14 protein-coding genes and 2 pseudogenes are annotated in these 16,235 nt (G+C 43.2%); 5 read left to right on the top strand and 11 right to left on the bottom strand.

The genetic code is table 11. The annotated features are described in order from the left end of the window. Window positions 1–202 precede the first annotated feature (202 nt). Complete coding sequence (locus V7K49_RS04065; protein WP_335204613.1) at window positions 203–1,519, top strand: hypothetical protein; 1,317 nt, start codon at window positions 203–205, stop codon at window positions 1,517–1,519. A 281-nt stretch (window positions 1,520–1,800) separates the two neighbouring features. Then, window positions 1,801–2,334 (top strand): Rho termination factor N-terminal domain-containing protein, encoded by a 534-nt coding sequence (locus tag V7K49_RS04060; RefSeq protein WP_335204612.1) that lies wholly within the window; start codon window positions 1,801–1,803, stop codon window positions 2,332–2,334. 160 nt (window positions 2,335–2,494) lie between these two features. Here V7K49_RS04060 and minE read toward each other — a convergent pair whose 3' ends face one another. From minE to V7K49_RS04025, 7 genes and pseudogenes are all read right to left on the bottom strand, one after another. Then, a complete protein-coding gene (gene minE, locus V7K49_RS04055; protein ID WP_273768710.1) occupies window positions 2,495–2,791 on the bottom strand; it encodes a cell division topological specificity factor MinE in 297 nt (98 codons plus the stop codon). 36 nt (window positions 2,792–2,827) lie between these two features. Continuing rightward, a complete protein-coding gene (minD, locus tag V7K49_RS04050) occupies window positions 2,828–3,634 on the bottom strand; it encodes a septum site-determining protein MinD (protein WP_334867319.1) in 807 nt (268 codons plus the stop codon). 293 nt (window positions 3,635–3,927) lie between these two features. After that, complete coding sequence (minC, locus tag V7K49_RS04045; RefSeq protein WP_335204611.1) at window positions 3,928–4,956, bottom strand: septum site-determining protein MinC; 1,029 nt, start codon at window positions 4,954–4,956, stop codon at window positions 3,928–3,930. A gap of 142 nt (window positions 4,957–5,098) precedes the next feature. Then, window positions 5,099–6,439, bottom strand: a complete 1,341-nt coding sequence (locus V7K49_RS04040) for a four-carbon acid sugar kinase family protein (protein ID WP_335204610.1) — start codon at window positions 6,437–6,439, stop codon at window positions 5,099–5,101. A gap of 185 nt (window positions 6,440–6,624) precedes the next feature. Further along, window positions 6,625–7,287, bottom strand: a complete 663-nt coding sequence (locus tag V7K49_RS04035) for a hypothetical protein (protein WP_335204609.1) — start codon at window positions 7,285–7,287, stop codon at window positions 6,625–6,627. 359 nt (window positions 7,288–7,646) lie between these two features. Next, window positions 7,647–8,141 (bottom strand): annotated as a pseudogene (locus tag V7K49_RS04030) (DUF29 domain-containing protein). 96 nt (window positions 8,142–8,237) lie between these two features. Further along, window positions 8,238–8,402, bottom strand: coding sequence for a hypothetical protein (locus tag V7K49_RS04025; protein ID WP_334867329.1), 165 nt, complete (start codon window positions 8,400–8,402; stop codon window positions 8,238–8,240). A 393-nt stretch (window positions 8,403–8,795) separates the two neighbouring features. Here V7K49_RS04025 and V7K49_RS04020 point away from each other — a divergent pair, with 393 nt between their 5' ends. Then, window positions 8,796–9,917, top strand: coding sequence for a Gfo/Idh/MocA family oxidoreductase (locus tag V7K49_RS04020; protein WP_335204608.1), 1,122 nt, complete (start codon window positions 8,796–8,798; stop codon window positions 9,915–9,917). A 208-nt stretch (window positions 9,918–10,125) separates the two neighbouring features. On the opposite strand, the gene V7K49_RS04015 is transcribed toward V7K49_RS04020, so the two are convergent. The 3 genes from V7K49_RS04015 to V7K49_RS04005 form a co-directional block, all read right to left on the bottom strand. Then, window positions 10,126–11,415, bottom strand: coding sequence for a Glu/Leu/Phe/Val family dehydrogenase (locus tag V7K49_RS04015; protein ID WP_335204607.1), 1,290 nt, complete (start codon window positions 11,413–11,415; stop codon window positions 10,126–10,128). Window positions 11,416–11,996: 581 nt separating this feature from the next. After that, window positions 11,997–13,139, bottom strand: a complete 1,143-nt coding sequence (locus tag V7K49_RS04010; protein WP_335204606.1) for a beta-ketoacyl-ACP synthase — start codon at window positions 13,137–13,139, stop codon at window positions 11,997–11,999. A gap of 179 nt (window positions 13,140–13,318) precedes the next feature. After that, window positions 13,319–14,119, bottom strand: coding sequence for a peptidylprolyl isomerase (locus V7K49_RS04005; RefSeq protein ID WP_335204605.1), 801 nt, complete (start codon window positions 14,117–14,119; stop codon window positions 13,319–13,321). A 211-nt stretch (window positions 14,120–14,330) separates the two neighbouring features. Here V7K49_RS04005 and V7K49_RS04000 point away from each other — a divergent pair, with 211 nt between their 5' ends. After that, window positions 14,331–14,504 (top strand): hypothetical protein, encoded by a 174-nt coding sequence (locus V7K49_RS04000; RefSeq protein ID WP_335204604.1) that lies wholly within the window; start codon window positions 14,331–14,333, stop codon window positions 14,502–14,504. Window positions 14,505–14,565: 61 nt separating this feature from the next. Here V7K49_RS04000 and V7K49_RS03995 read toward each other — a convergent pair whose 3' ends face one another. Beyond that, a complete protein-coding gene (locus V7K49_RS03995) occupies window positions 14,566–15,135 on the bottom strand; it encodes a photosystem I assembly protein Ycf4 (RefSeq protein WP_334971987.1) in 570 nt (189 codons plus the stop codon). 978 nt (window positions 15,136–16,113) lie between these two features. Between V7K49_RS03995 and V7K49_RS03990 the strand changes: the two are divergent. After that, window positions 16,114–16,235, top strand: a pseudogene (locus V7K49_RS03990) (photosystem II D2 protein (photosystem q(a) protein)); the annotation flags it as partial.

Raw genomic sequence — 16,235 nt, 5'->3', positions numbered from 1 at the left:
CACATATTTTTGCCAAAAAAACTACTACCTGAGTAAAAAAAGTGTAAACAATGATACTTAATTTTTGTAAAACTCTCCAAACTTTGAAGAAAATATTTCGTCAAAGCTTTTAGTTTCTTGTTATACATATAATTACCGCCTGCCCCATTGCTGCATAGGTATTGCTTCTCACATAGCAACCGCCCCTCTAGAGAGTCTACAAATGCTTAAACCCCTTTTGCTATCAGGATGGTTCCGCTTACAACCATTTCTGAATTACGTTGTCGTTGTGATACTGATTGCACCTTTGCTAGCGGCGTCAGGTAACTCGACCCAAGTCAGATCCGAAGTAGCTAAATTAACACAGATAACTGGAAATTCTGACTCTGTGTCAAAGAAAATAGCTGTAGTTGGGGAACCTGATATAGTTAAAATATTAAAAACAGATCAAATCAACTCTTTAACAGAAGAATTTGACTCTGTGCCAACACAAAGTACTGCTGTTCAGGAACTGCAAGTATTACCAGCGGATAAAATTGAGCCTCTGGCTAAAGCAGATAGTTCTGTGTCAAATAGCGATTTAACTGTTCCTGATAGTTTGGCAGCAGTTGAACTCGCACCATTAACAGATGTTCCTGTTAATCAACTTAATTTAATCCGAAAACTCAAAGCTGCTAATATCAAGTCTTTGAAAGGAAAAGAAAATTCTCTCTCTAGAGAAAAGTCTTTTACTGAATCATTGACAGCAACTCAAGTTGCACCAACTCTTAGAGCACAACCAAGCACAACGACGGAAATACCTGTTGTTGAACCAGTTGAGGAGTCCCAAGCAGAACAAATAGATCCCATAGGTAGTCCTCATCCTATTCCTTGGAAATGGATTACAGCTACTCAAGAGGCAATTAGTTCTAAAGGTGGTTCGGGAGTGCGTCACTACCGCAGCGTACCCGTGGTTTCTCCAGATGGTAAATATGCTGTTTATAGCCGGGTACAACTGGAGGTAAAACCCCAAATGTACAACAGCCGTGTTACCAGCGTTCTGTTTGTCCAAGATATGCAAAGCAAGAAGTTGTGGGTGATGGCTTCAACTACTCCTGTTAGTGATCCTTTATTAAAGATAAAGGCTGTAAAGGCGGCGTCGTCAGAAGAAACTGATCCGAATGGTCAAATTGGGGTATTAGTTCCAGTTAGTTGGTCGGAAAAAGGCGATCGCTTCTTAGCACGCAAGTTTGAAGGTATATTTAACACAGGTGATTCCACAGATAGCGCAGTAATTTGGGATCGGCAAAAAAATCACGCTAACACGGTTTCTCCTGTTAATCAGGAAGAACATGAAAAAATTGCAGTATTGTTAGGTTGGAGTAAAAGCCAACCGGATCATGTCCTATTTCGGGCGGGTGAATTGGGCGAGGAAAACTGGCCATTAATGCAAGTTGGTAATGATGGTAAAACTGTCACTACAACATATGATGATCAGCCGATTACTTTTGGTAAAAAGGTTACAGAAATTTGGGCAGGGCCACAAGTAGCGTACCGATAGTTTATTAAAAATCTTATATCCTCCCGTTGTCGTCACTGCTGACAACGGGAGATTTTTTTTAAGAGGAGAAATACTAATAGTTTATTTACACAAAAAGTCGGAGGATTTTTGGTTCTTTGACTCCCCCTTTGACAGAGGAAAATATCAACAAAACCACATACCTTGGTAAAAAATATTTATCGCTTTCAAAACTATCAAAAACAGTCAATAAATCTTGGTTGAGGAAAGAAAAATAATTTTGTAAGATTCTTCACACACAGAATTTAAGGCAAGTAGATAATATGGCTGATGAGAATTACGAAGAAAAATATACTCACCCTGAACTGCGTCGCCAACTCAAGGAAGAAATTCTCAAATCCGATAAAGGTGGTAAGCCTGGTCAGTGGTCTGCGCGAAAAAGTCAGCTTTTAGTGCGGGAATATGAGAAACAAGGTGGAGACTACAAGCAAGCCGAAAAAGACGAAGCAGCAAAATCACTGGAAGAATGGTCTGAGCAAGATTGGCAGACTGAAGAAGGTGAAGACCGCGCCCGTGAGGGCAAAGTCACTAAGCGCTACTTGCCTTCCTCCGTGTGGGATAAGTTGAGCGACAAGGAAAAACAAGAAGCAGAGGAAACAAAGGAACAAGCTTCTAAAGAAGGTAAGCAACACGTCGAATGGACTCCTGCTATCAAGCGAGCTATCCATGAGGTTAAAGATGGGTTTGAGCCGTCAAAGCGGGAGTTATATAAGCAAGCGAAAGCGCTGAATATTGAAGGTCGTAGCAAAATGAGCAAAGACGAACTGCTCAAAGCGATTCATGATGCTCAAAGCTGAGGCTTTCGCACTCTATTAGTTGAAACTAATTTTTGTATGTAAGTATACTTGTATACAATACTCACTTACTTAACTTATCTCACTTGGAATCGCTTTTTTGTAAATACTTTTAATCCAAAAGTTGGGATGATTCGTTGCAATTAAAGATAATTTAACTACTTCATAAAGATTTATCACCTCTTTCCCACTCAGGGATGGCACCTTTGACCCGGCGGATGGGCAAATTAGCAATTAAAGCTGTGGTTCGTTGATTGCTTTCTAAAGAAAACTCTAAGCCTTCTGTCTCAACTTCAACATAGCGACAGACTACATCTAAGATTTCTTGCCGCATTTTTTCCAACGTTTGAGGGTCTATGTCAGCGCGATCGTGAGCAATCACCAATTGCAGGCGACGTTTAACTTGAGTTCGACTGCTATCAGGACCGCGAAAAAAAAGTCGTTCTAGAAGTTCAATCATTACGAATAGGTCTGGCGCGGAGACTGGAAAAGTAAGTTAAACAATCTTTGTCCTGAACAACCTTCGTAGACGGGCGAAGATGCTGTCTTGGGACGAGTCGATCTCCATAAATTGGACACTTTCCCCTTCTAATCTACGAGCAATGTTCTCAAAGGCTGTAGCAGCTAAAGAGGGATTTTCCGCTAACACTAAGGGTTCGCCGCGATTGGTAGATACAATAACACGCTCGTCGTCAGGGATTACCCCGATCAGGGGAATGGCGAGAAGTTCCTGAACATCTTGCACTGACATCATATCATTTGCCTGCACCATTGCGGGTCTGATGCGGTTAATTATTAAATGAACACGCTTGATACCTTGTGCTTCTAGTAACCCCACTACCCGGTCGGCATCACGAACTGAGGAAATTTCTGGTGTGCTGATAACTAGCGCTTCTTTTGCCGGGCCGATCGCATTTTTAAACCCATTTTCAATGCCGGCGGGGCTATCAATAATCACGTACTGATACTTTTGCGCTAGGGCATTCACCAGTAACTTCATCTGTTCAGGTGTGACTGCATCTTTGGAGCGATTTTGGGCTGCCGGCAGGAGTACGAGATTGGGTTGGCGCTTATCTTTCACCAAGGCTTGTTCTAAGCGGCACTCTCTGGCCAAGACTTCCACCGCAGTATAAACGATGCGATTTTCCAGCCCTAGCAGCAAATCCAAATTTCTTAAACCAAAATCCGCATCAACCAAAGCAACTTGACGCCCCATTTTGGCTAAAGCCATGCCCAGATTTGCTGAAACTGTGGTTTTACCCACTCCTCCTTTACCGGAGGTAATCACTATAATGCGAGTCATGATAGAAATGCGGTCAATGAGGGTTCAGAAAATATAAAACAGTAAATTGCAGTATAAAGTATGAAGTATCGTATCAGGTATTAAGAAATATCTGGTCTCCCTGATTCGGGCGAGGGATGAATATTTTTTTATTGCGATGTCTGGCGACAAGCCGCTTTGCGTCTGTGCTCAGTTGTATACAATACACTTCGCTAGGACAAAGGGATTAGAGTAGTGTATTCCATCTACATGAAAACCGCTATATTTCATCCTTCATATTCTTCATTCTTTAAGTAAATATTCAGCGCTACTGATTAGATCTTAGTAAATTGGTTTCTAGAAAAATCACTAGCCCTAGCGATGCGAATCCCTTGGGGCATAATATGTGCCACTTCTGGAGAAAATTGCATGGGTAATTTTTCTGGTGCCCTAGCTACAGCATCTGCGATCCGCAATTGGGTAGGTTCCATTTGCAAAGCCATAATCAGACACTCACGATTGCCTCCGGCCCCAGCATGAGCAATTCCACGTAGACGACCCCAGATGATAATATCTCCATCTGCAATTACAATACCACCTGGATTTACATCTCCCAAGATAATTACTGTACCAGGATGACGAATTTCTACTCCAGAGCGGACTGTTGTTTCTAGATAGAGGGCATCTGCCTGGGGTGTAGCTGTCGCTTTTGACTCTGAAATCAGAGAAGTTACGGGCTGTAATTGTTCTACAGAATACCCAGATGTCACAGCAGCGATCGCAGTTTGCCGACGACTCGTCGAGACAGATATTAGCCGGAGTTGAACTTCACTCAAAGCCTCCGCAAGTTCTTGCAGTTGTCTGGTATCTACTAAGCGGTCTTGTGCCATTAGATGTACAGGCGTGTTAGATATACGGAAGCGATCGCCTGCATTCAGACGTTGCCTTATTTGTTGCCAAATATCAGACCAACTGAGTTCTGAGCCAAATCCTTGAGATTCCGGAGGCAAAATTAATAACAGCCGTCCGTCCTGACTTTTTAACTGGACTTGAGTATTATCATTTACGCGATGCCCTGGTAATGCTAACTCATCGGGATTTAAATCAGTCAGGATAAAATCTGATCCCGCATCAGGATTTGACTCTGCATCTGGGTTAGCAGGATTTGACTCTACATCCGCAAGGACAGTATTTGATTTTAAATAAAGGAGGACAGAATTTAACTCAGCATCCGGGAGGATAGAATCTGACTCTAGATCAGAAACAGTAGGATTTACCTCTACCTCAGAAAGGATAGAGTTCGGTTCTGCATCAGGAAGTGCAGAATTTGACTTTAGATTGGGAATCGCAGAATCAGAATTCATGCAGTACTAGCCAAAAGACAAGGGACAGTTTTAGCCAACAGATTTTGGATTTTCAATTTTGGATTTTGGATTTGTGTCACCCACAAAAGGTGAAAGCGCGTAGCAGGACGTTAATCTGACATGAACCAAAAGATCCTTTAATCTAAAATCTAAAATCTAAAATTGGCACGGTTAACCTCTGATAAACTGTCCCCAAGGCATCAGCATCGCCGACGTTACCTGGAAACAGCACCACAGGCAAATTAGGAAACTGGGGATGATCGGATGGCGTTAAGACCATTGAACAACCAGCTAAAATTTGACCGAGTAAGCGGGCTGAAGTTAAGGCTAGTCCAGTACTCAAGACATCGTTTGAGGTAATACCACCCTTGCTGATTAAAAATCCTATATCAGATGGTAAACCCCGCACAATATCCATCAATAAACTTGAAACTTTTGCCCCAAACTCCAATCGGGTGTTGACATCTTTAAAACTCAGTTCCTGACGGCTAGTATAAACCACTGGTGTTTTGCCAGCGTCGTGTACCGCCCGTGTACTTTCTTTGATTTCAGTTAGCAGTGCCGCAGATTCATCTGCCCCCTGATCAAGTAATCGTGCTACATTTACTTCGATTCCCACAGTTCCCTCTACTTGCAATAGCGCTGCTAATTGCTGAGTAGTCTTTTTCACATGGGAACCAACAATTACCGCACCTGGTTTGCCTTGGCGCACATACTGCGCCATGTTTTCAGCGGCGATGGGTTGGGGTGGTAAAGCGGCTAAAGCTGTTAAAATACTGGCTGCACTGCGAAACAGAAAGCGTTTCCCTTGACTTGCTGCTGCTAATATGTCCACTGCGAAGCGGTTGAGATCAGTTTGAGTTTCACCATCGACGACAGCGCACTGATTACTACTCAGTTTTAACAAGCGTTCTAGACTACCAGCCCGAATATCGGCCAGGAGAAACCTTTCTACAACTTCGGCACTAATTCGTCCTTGAGTCTTTTCTTCGACATACTTGGGTAAGTAACTGTGATGGTAGCTGAAGACTGAATCACGGGCAAATTCGGTTTCATGCACTGGGGTGGGTACACCAGCAATAATCAAGTAATGTACACTGTCGCGGGTAATGCGTCCGCCGTCAAAAAATGCAGGTACGAGAAAATGAGCATCAAAGGGGCCGAGTTCTTGTGCGATCGCATCAGTTTCAATGGGATAATGCCCTCGCAAAGTAGAATCAGAACGGCTGACAATCAGAAAATCGTCAATTCCTTCAACATTCAAAGCAATTTTCAAGTTATGGCAAACTTCTTTGATAACAGATGCAGCTGATTCCGGGGTTAGTGATCTAGTGTTAGTCAGCACAAAGAAAATCGGCGAATCATCCTGCAACCCGCTGCGTAAAGTGTCCACATCCCAGTGCATTAGCAGCAAGCAGCTGTGGACTGTTTGAGAACCTGTAGGGTCATCATCCAGGACAATTATTTTTGGTTTGTTGCTCATTTTAAGTCAACGGGACGATTGTTTTTTAGGAAAGTTCGGATTTGAAAAGTATTTTGCTAAACATCAAAGTAATTGCAACCTAACCCCCTACCCCCTTCCATACTAGAGTTAGGGAGAGATTCAAAGCCTTTCTCCTCAAAAAAGAGAGGTCTGTCAGTATCATTTGTAACTTTTCAAACATCAATTCAGCCTTTCTGCAATTTTCTGATTTCTGCTTGCACATCGATCGCAATTTGCAATGATTGATTTAGCAGTTGAGCATATTCGCCTGCTTGAGTACTAAGTTGTAAAGCTTGCAGACTGGCTAAATTATTGACAAATAACTCTTGGTTATTAGCAAGCAATTTTTTATTATCTCGCAAAATTCGTTCCGTTTTCAAAGCGCGGACTAAATCTTCTCTAATTAGTTGCAGGGCGGCGGTTACTTTATCTCGGTCATGGATACTGCTTTCTACGTTTCCTGATGCTGCCAATTGGTCATTAATATCTATGGCGCCAACCAGGTCATGATATTTATCAACTTCATCTAAAAGTATTGTCAGTCCTTGGGGACAGGTCAATTGCCGCCAGAGCGCTCGCCCAACTAATATCGGGATTGGCACTAGAATTAGTAAAAGAATTCCTAGTCGAATTGAAGAACCAATTGTCGGCAGAATAATAAACGCGTAAACAAAGCCAACAATTATTGGCGTTAGCGCCAGCGTCACTAGCATTTCATTGATGAAAAACCCTAATCGCTTCTTGCTATCTCGCAAAACAGAAGGTCTAAAAACGTCTTCTGGATCGAACCCAGTCAAACGTCTCAGTTCTCCTTTGCTAATTTCCAAGCCTATTAAGTCCGGCTGCACGGATTGATACTCCTTGAGGAAGCGCGAGTTGCGTATTTATTTTAAAGGGTAAACGCCAATTTAGCCTCCCGTCATTTATCCTAAGTCGGGAAAACATCAAGAAAGTTTTTCGTATAATAAATAGCTAGACTAATTCAGTAAATAAACGACTAAGCGATCGCTCATCGTCTTCATATATCGCTCAGGGCTGTTCAAAATCATATCCAATACCTCAAGGTAAAATTGGGTGTCGATGAAGTTGAGCAAAAAGATATCAATTCCCGCATCGCTCTTTGGATGAAAGCAATTCAGAAAAAATTATTATCATTTTGATTTAGATTATGATCCTTTCTTTAGTCAGCACAAGTTAAGTATCTATTCTAATCAGCTTTAGCGTGATGATTGTGGTTATATTCGGGAAACCAGTTTTCATCTAAAATTTGCTCTAAAGAGCCAATGGGTATCAAGGGGAATATGTGAATAGCAAGTTGAGAGCGATCGCTTGCTTCTGTCCTTGCGTCTTCATAACATTGATCAAATATTTCTAAGATGTAAGGCTTAAGACTAGAACTATCTTTGAGTTCATCCTTAATCTCTCTACGGAATGTCCTAATTTCTCCTTTCCAATACCCTTCATTTCGCTCCTGTTCCACATTCCAGTATGTGAGCTTAAGCAGATGTTCAAAAAGTCGAATTAACAAACTTTTCACCGTTCGCTTCTGGCTCCTGCCCATATCTTCCAACTCTTCAATTAAGTTATCTAAATCTACAGATGAAAACTGACTAGTGCGAAGTTTGTTGATGGTTGTCCTAAGCCAAAGGTAATAATCTTGGTCGTATAAAGTCTAAGTTGATGGTTGTATTTGGATCACCATACACTTGTTAAACTCCGATAATTTGTATTAGACACAGTGTGTTTTATCCACCAATTGTGCTTCAGGTTGTGAATACTCAGAGTTGCCTCCAATCTCTCACCAAAATAAAAATACTCCCTGTGACACCATCATAATAAAGAAAGTTGAGTTGTTGGTTGATTGATTATATAAGCGGTTGGTCTGTGGGGAAATCTTCAGTTGGTGTTTCAGGTTGGGGTCGTAGCCTTGGGCTGCTAATGCTCCATACTCAGTATCCATCATGCCAAGGTTATGAATTTTAGTTAAGGTGCAATACCAAAAATATTCCTTAAGTCTGAACTAAAGCTTACTGAAAGAATGAGGTTTTAATTTACCAAGTCCCTGAGAATATACGAGATACCATTGATCAACCTCCAAATTCTCAGCCCTAGAAATTGATTATTAGTGAAGGGAGAAGATAGCTAAAACTAAAGTAACAGACATTCTTTCATTAATTGAGGCAGATAAACAAGCCATAATTTGCACGTAATTAGGGCATTAGGGACTGACAAAAAATAAATTATCCAAAATTATTTGTACATTTGTAGGGACGCAAGCCTTGCGCTTCTACAATGGGATATTTTTTTAACTGGAAGTCCCTTAAAATTACCGAGCTATTCATCATGAGGTATAAAAATGACTGCTACAAATGATCAGCGTAAAATTCGTTATGCCGTTGTTGGTTTAGGTTGGTTTGCTCAAGAAGCCGCCTTGCCTTCCTTTGTCCACGCCGAAAACTCAGAATTAGTTGCACTGGTTTCAGATGACGCCACTAAAAGAGAAGAACTAAGCAAAAAGTATGGCATTAAGCATACTTACTCCTACGAGCAGTATGAGGACTGTCTGACAAGCGGCGAGGTTGATGCCGTTTATATTGCGCTGCCCAATCACTTGCATTGCGAGTATACTGTACGGGCTGCTAATCAGGCAATTCATGTGTTATGTGAAAAGCCAATGGCAACGACTGAACAAGAGTGTGAGGCAATGATTAAAGCTGCCAATGACAACAATGTGAAGCTGATGATTGCCTACCGCTTACATTTAGAAGAAGCCAATTTACAAGCAGTTGAAATTGTCCGCTCAAAGCAAATTGGTGAACCACGGATTTTCAACTCAGTTTTTACTCAGCAAGTAGAAGAAGGCAATATTCGTTTACGAGAAGTCACAGGTGGTGGCACGCTCTATGATATTGGCATTTACTGCATTAATGCTGCACGTTATATATTGCAAGATGAACCAATTGAAGTATTTGCTGTAGCTGCCAATAACGGAGAAGAACGCTTCAGCGAAGTGGAAGAAATGACTAGCGTCATCTTGCGTTTTCCCAACGAGCGATTGGCAACATTTACCTGTAGCTTTGGAGGGGCAAGTGTTTCGAGCTATCAGATTGTAGGTACTCAAGGCGATTTGCGAGTAGAATCTGCCTATGCTTGGCAGGGAGAACTGAAGCACTACCTGACAATTAATGGTGAAACCCAAGAGCGTACCTTTGAGGATCACGATCAACTAGCAGCTGAATTTATCTACTTCTCTGATTGTATTCTGCAAGATAAAAACCCAGAGCCATCTGGAACGGAAGGGTTGATTGATGTTTCGATCATTCAAGCGCTCTACAAGTCAATTGAGACGCGTCAACCTGTGCAGATAGAAACTCGCGATCGCCATCAACGTCCCACATCGGCTCAAACTATTCAGCGTCCTCCTGTTGAGGAGACGCCAGACCTGATTCATGCTGCTGCACCTTCTAAGGAGTCGTAAGTTAGGTTGAAGTATCCTTTGACCAAATAATATCAGCTTGGTGAGACAAGGGGCAAAATCCCCTTGTCCTATGCGACTTTACAGTAATCGGTATCTTCATGTTGTAGCGATCGCTCAACAAAAAAAGGCAGATCAATCAATGGCGGATCAAGTACAATTACTGGCGACAATGATCTATTCTGCCCCGTGAACAACTAAATATAAAAACTTAAGGATAAAGACCTCTGTCAGTCAGCGCCTGCGCCACTCTACCTACCCCCAGTGTGTAAGCTGCTAACCTTAAAGGAATTTGCCGTACCTTCGACTGCTGAATCACCCGGCGGTAGGCTTGCACCATCAAATGCTCCATTTCGCGGTTGACGCGTTCCTCATCCCAAAATACATAGGAAAGACCCTGCACCCATTCCAAATAACTGACTACCACACCACCAGCATTCGCCAAGATGTCCGGTAGCACTGTCACACCCCGCGCTTCTAACGACAAGTTAGCCTCAAGAGTAACTGGCCCGTTAGCTGCTTCTGCCACAATCTGCGCTTGTACCTGATTCACATTTTCTTCAGTGATCTGGTTTTCCAAAGCCGCTGGTATTAAGACATCGCAGGGTAAACTTAATAAATCTGCATTGCTAATTGGTACAGATTGCGGGAAACCCACAATACTCTTGCGATTTTCAGCAGCGTAGACTTTCAACTTGGGAATATCAAGACCAACTTCGGAAAATATTCCCCCAGCACCCGTTGAAACAGCGATAATTTTCGCGCCTGTTTGATGTAGTAATTCCGCTGTGGCACTACCAACGTTACCGAAACCCTGGATAACTACTCGTACTCCTGCCAAGGATTTACCTTGTTCTGCTAGCGCCTCACGGACAATAATCATCACGCCACGTCCGGTTGCCATTTCCCGTCCCAGTGAACCACCAATAGAAAGCGGTTTCCCAGTCACAACCCCTGGTACAGCATGACCGACATTCACAGAGTAAGTGTCCATCATCCAAGCCATCTCACGGGCCGAAGTACCCATATCCGGTGCAGGAATATCTACCGCAGGCCCAATATCTTTAATCAACTCGCTGATATAACGGCGGCTGATTCGCTCTAATTCGCCAACACTGTAACGTTTTGGATCTATAGCAATACCACCCTTACCACCACCGTAAGGAATACCTAACAAAGCACATTTCCAGGTCATCAGCATTGCCAAAGCTGAAACTTCGCGCAGTGTCACAGCCGGGTGATAACGAATTCCACCTTTGTAGGGGCCTAAAACATCGGAGTGCTGTACCCGGTGTCCAGCGAGAACTTGTATTTGCCCATCATCTAGTTTCACAGGAATGGAAACCGTGACCACCTTACGCGGGTGGCTGAGAATTTCCAGCAAACCTTGATTTAAATTTAATTCTTTAGCTGCCGCTTCTAAGTAGCTACAGGCTTGATAAAAAGGACATATATGTGCTGGAGAAGCAGGTTCTGGCAGCAACAGGGATTTTGAAATCATAAAATTTTCTCCTAATCACGGTATCTTTACGAACCGGATATTATATTTAACTAGCTTATCTTTTTTTCGGAAACAATAGGGTTTTTGTAGTTTTTGTTACAGTTTTATATTTTATATATTGGTAAGGGTGCAAAGCAGTATGCAAAGTTAGGGAATTCCAAAAAATAAATTATCCAATCTTGTGGAAAGTGGCTCCCTAGCCAACCTTCGTAAAATCTCGTTTCCAGTCTCTGGCTGGAAATGCATACCCTGGCGGCTCTGCCGCCAGGAGAACGTAAAAGCCTCTCTAGATAAGTCCTTCAGAGATTGCCTCGTTCCCAGTCTCCGACTGGGAATGCCTAATGGGGGGCTGCTGCCTCAAGACTTGCGGCAGAGCCGCAATGAAAGAGCATTTCCAGCCTCTGGCTGGAAACGAGATTTTAAAGGAGTTTTTGCTTAAGTTGACACGTATGGGCAATGCCATGCCCCCACCAACGTATTTGTATCATTATTAAAGTGAAATGGTATGAGACGCCCATCCCACAAGAAATAGTTGGATATTTTTTACTTGATGTCGCTCAGATAGTTAAACCCACAAGTTTTTACCTTGCTAACGCGATCGCAGCATTCTGTCCCCCAAAGCCAAAACTCAAACATAATACCTGCCTAACTTTACTTAGACGGGCTGCTGTAACCATATCTAAATCAAACTCTGGCTGCTGCAATCCTACATTAGGTGGTAAAATTTGATGCTTTAATGCCATGAGAGAAAAAGCTACACCTAAAGCTCCAGATGCACCTAGTGTATGACCTGAGCTTCCCTTGGTGGAACTAACTGCTACGCCTTGGGGAAACAAACGCTGGATTACCATGCTCTCTATCCGGTCATTTAGCTGGGTAGCTGTGCCATGAGCATGAATATAATCAATATTGGCTGGTGAGAGACAACTACGTTCTAGACATTGGTTGATGGCAGCGATCGCATTTTTCCCTTGAGGTTCTGGTGAATTGGTATGATATGCATCGTTAGTTAAACCAAAACCGAGAATTTCACCATACACTTTTGCTTGCCGCTGTTTTGCCAACTCTGCTGATTCCAAGACAAACACAGCTGCACCTTCGCCCAAAACTAAGCCTTCCCGATGCAAATCAAAGGGATAAGCGCCAGTTTTCGCCAAAGCACCCATCTGCTGAAATCCAGCTAAAGTTAAACGTGTAATCGGCGCTTCCACTGCACCAGCTAGAGCCTGTTGACATTGCCCAGTTTGGATCAGCAAAGCTGCTTGGGCAATAGACCAAATTCCAGTTGCACAAGCTGCCATCGGTGCCAAAACTATGCCAGATGCACCGATTTGTCTTGCAGCTGCGATCGCATTCATGTGAGGTAATGTATCTAGCCAATTTCCAAAAGAGGACACGGCGAAGCCCGTGTCCTCATACATTTGCCGCGCCAGCATCTCCCAAGACGCTTGATAAGAGCGACTCGATCCAATGACTACAGCACAATCAGCTAAAGGTGAAACTAACTCAGCATCTTGCAAAGCAGAAGCAACAACCATCTGAGTTGCCAATGTTAACTCAGATGGTTGTTGAGCAATCAAACCTAGAGGAAGTGGTGTAATTTCTGGAAATGGTTGATGCAACCGAATTCCAGATTTACCTGCTAGCAAATTTCGCCAACTATCCTCTAAGCTTCCACCCAAGGCAGAAATTAAACCAATACCAGTTACACAAATTTTAACCAATTTGAATTTTGGGATGAGGAGGATGAGGGAGATATGGGCGATGAGGAAGCGTAATTTTTAATCCACTTGTCCGGAAATTAGGTTTTGATTCTCGATTTATAACCCTTCGAGATTTAATTCGCGGATATGTCTAATAAACTTCCTCATCTCCCCCATCTCGCCCATCTCCCCTGTTCCTCTTACTGCCCTGGTGTTTTCAGATTTTCAGCCCCTTGGGTGACTTTAGCAGATTCAATGCGATCGCCTTGCTGAATTTTGTTCACTACATCGAAGCCTTGAGTGACATTGCCAAACACGGCGTAGTTACCATCCAAGAACGCCAAATCTGCCAAAGCAAAGTAAAACTGAGCAGAGGCGGAATCTGGTGGTTGCGATCGCGCCATTGCTACTGCACCCTGCTTATGGGGTAATACGACAGGTTGAGCAGTAGCATCAAATGGTTTATTGTAAATCGGAGTATCTGAACCTTTTGGTTTAACTTCTAAAGGTATATAGCGAGCATTTCCCGTTTTTGGGTCAATATAGCTACCGGTTCCCAGTCTATCTGCTGGAACTTTCGGGTCTTTGCTTTGGGGATCGCCCCCTTGAACTACAAACGGTTGGGGTTCGCGCACAACTCTATGGAAAGCTAAACCATTGTAAACACCCTTTTGCACTAAATCTACGAAGTTGCCAGCTGTAATGGGGGCATCAGTGCCGTCTACTTCGATAGTAATCGGCGAACCTTTAACTGTGAGCACCACAGTAGCCTTGCCTTCGAGCCGTGGTAAATCTGTGATTCCAGGAATACTCTCACTACTAGTTTGAGATACAGATGTTGCTTCAGTAGTCGTCTTAGTGCTTGCCTGGCTTGTAGCCGAGGTAGCTGTCGAGCTTGGAGAAGACGTATTAGAAGCTACTTGCTGTGTGGAACATCCTCCCAACATCAAAGCACTGATGATCACAAGAGAAAGCAAAAATTGTGAAATTTTTAACCGCATTGCCAGTTACTGATTCAACCACAGTATCTTATCCTTTCGAGGGGCATTGGGGATTAGGGGGAGATGAGGGAGCAAGCAAAACATTATTTTTCTTCATTCCCCATGCCCCCTCAATTTTGGATTTGCCTTAGCGAGTCAGACGCTACGCACAGTCGCTCTAAGCGTACCCCTGCGGGGAAGCAAGCTACGCGTAGCCTCTCTAAGAGTTGCCATGCCGCAGGCTCTACACAACGCTTACGATCATCTTTTAGATTTTAGATTGTTCAATCCCTTCGGCTTGGTGCAGTCACTCATGGGGAGCCACTGCGGTGGACGGGTTCCCCGGCATAAAGCAAGTGGCGTGGAAACCCCCTTGGCGCTAGCTTCTCCCAAGGGGAGAGGCTAGCGCTGCTTCACCAAAATCTAAAATTCAAAATCTAAAATTCTTTTGCCCCATGCCCAATTAATTAAAGTCCTTCTAGTGACACTCCCAAAAAGCGGGCTAACTTTGCGCCTTCTGTTTCCAACTCTGTTAAAGATAACGGTTGTCCAACCCGTGTTAAGGGTATATCTCGTCGGCCCTTAATGCGTAGATAGAGGGCACGAAGGGGATTAAGACCTTCTTTGACGGCTATTCGCACAGATTGCACATCTTCTATGCGGCTGTCAATCTCAATTCGGCGGTTTTTGCCAGGAAACCCCCAACGGAAGATTTTGATTGTGCCAGTTTCCTGATTAAATTCGTTGTAACCGCCACCTACATCCAATAAAATCACTAGCCACAAATATGTGGCTAATAGCAAGCCAGCAGTGCCATATAATCCCATCACTAATCCTTGGGGGACAAATACCAGTTTAGTTGGATCGGAAACTATGAGTAAATTAACTTTTAAATAACTAGATATTCCAGCCAATAAAAAGCCGCTTGCTCCCAAGGTAACGATAGTTGCCCACCAGTAGTTACTGAAGCGACGAGAACCGAGAACATTTTGATGCAGGAGGCGATCGCCTTTGTTAATTGTTGTTGATGCCATCATTGAACTACCATTGCCCTTGAGATACTCGCTGTGACATACTCGTACACTGAATGCTCTTGCATAGAGTGGTGGCTCTCGGTGCCAACCTGGCTAATGCTTAGGAGGCACTGAAGCTCTGTCTTAAGTCCACGGGATACATTACCGCAGACTATGAATTTTTTACCCTGTACCCGACAAATTTTACTGTCCTGGATGATGCTGGCTTACTTGCACTATGGGACAAACCACTTAGGCTATTTGTATTAGTCAAGATGTGCCAACTTCCTTTCCCCTTGTCCAACGTTTCACATAGGTTTTCCAGAGGTGTATCAACGACCAGGGCTGCGAAGTAACCATCCACATTTTACCAAACATTGTTGACAAAAACTCAACTGCGCCCCTTCCTGTTCCTGCTACCCATATAATCCATATAATTTGTTAAGGCACGTTATATAATAATTTTTTCACTCAGTAGCTGATAAAAATTCTTTCTCCCCTGCCCCCTGGTTACTGAGCTTGTCCTGAGCGTAGCCGAAGGGCGCAGTCGTTGGCGCAGCCTCTCCAAGAGTTGTATGCCCCCTGCCTCTTTCTGACCTCTTGAGAATGAGTTACCTACCTACGTCCATCTGCACTAAATTTTTTTACATTTCTGAGAAAACTTGTGTCAAATTGTAAAATTTCTGATATTCATATTAATTATAAGGTTTGCGTCTAATGCCTGATTTGCTTCTGTGTATCAGGCAAAAACCGCGACTAGTGTGATAAGTTAAGAATCATTAAGTTACCACAAGCTAGATTACTAGCCGATGGTACGTGTAATGGCATAAAGAAAGAGAAATACTGATTTCACTAATCAGCAAATTCTCAGAATCTTAGTTGCTTTCACGCAGTTGAGATTGTCAAAAAAAACGTTAATTCCTCACGGCAGTCGGTTACATCGGCTCTCCGTATTGCTTTAGAAACGTTGCAATTTTAGTAAAAAAAGAGGATTTTAGTCCGATGACCATCGCAGTTGGACGCGCCCCTAGTAGAGGGTGGTTTGACGTTCTAGACGACTGGCTCAAGCGCGATCGCTTCGTATTCGTAGGTTGGTCAGGGATATTATTGTTCCCCTGCGCCTT

It is taken from the genome of Nostoc sp. (assembly GCF_036919675.1).
Taxonomy (GTDB): Bacteria; Cyanobacteriota; Cyanobacteriia; order Cyanobacteriales; family Nostocaceae; genus Nostoc.
The sequence above is the reverse complement of the archived record's forward strand: the minus strand, read 5'-3'. Positions and strand labels throughout refer to the sequence as shown.

What these genes read in the sequence shown, in the direction of transcription:
- V7K49_RS04000 (WP_335204604.1), top strand. Translation starts at nt 14,331, where the DNA reads ATGCCGCAGGCTCTACACAACGCTTACGATCATCTTTTAGATTTTAGA.
- minD (WP_334867319.1), bottom strand. Translation starts at nt 3,634, where the DNA reads ATGACTCGCATTATAGTGATTACCTCCGGTAAAGGAGGAGTGGGTAAA.
- minE (WP_273768710.1), bottom strand. Translation starts at nt 2,791, where the DNA reads ATGATTGAACTTCTAGAACGACTTTTTTTTCGCGGTCCTGATAGCAGT.
- V7K49_RS04015 (WP_335204607.1), bottom strand. Translation starts at nt 11,415, where the DNA reads ATGATTTCAAAATCCCTGTTGCTGCCAGAACCTGCTTCTCCAGCACAT.
- V7K49_RS04060 (WP_335204612.1), top strand. Translation starts at nt 1,801, where the DNA reads ATGGCTGATGAGAATTACGAAGAAAAATATACTCACCCTGAACTGCGT.
- V7K49_RS04040 (WP_335204610.1), bottom strand. Translation starts at nt 6,439, where the DNA reads ATGAGCAACAAACCAAAAATAATTGTCCTGGATGATGACCCTACAGGT.
- V7K49_RS04005 (WP_335204605.1), bottom strand. Translation starts at nt 14,119, where the DNA reads ATGCGGTTAAAAATTTCACAATTTTTGCTTTCTCTTGTGATCATCAGT.
- V7K49_RS04025 (WP_334867329.1), bottom strand. Translation starts at nt 8,402, where the DNA reads ATGATGGATACTGAGTATGGAGCATTAGCAGCCCAAGGCTACGACCCC.
- V7K49_RS03995 (WP_334971987.1), bottom strand. Translation starts at nt 15,135, where the DNA reads ATGATGGCATCAACAACAATTAACAAAGGCGATCGCCTCCTGCATCAA.
- V7K49_RS04020 (WP_335204608.1), top strand. Translation starts at nt 8,796, where the DNA reads ATGACTGCTACAAATGATCAGCGTAAAATTCGTTATGCCGTTGTTGGT.
- V7K49_RS04065 (WP_335204613.1), top strand. Translation starts at nt 203, where the DNA reads ATGCTTAAACCCCTTTTGCTATCAGGATGGTTCCGCTTACAACCATTT.
- minC (WP_335204611.1), bottom strand. Translation starts at nt 4,956, where the DNA reads ATGAATTCTGATTCTGCGATTCCCAATCTAAAGTCAAATTCTGCACTT.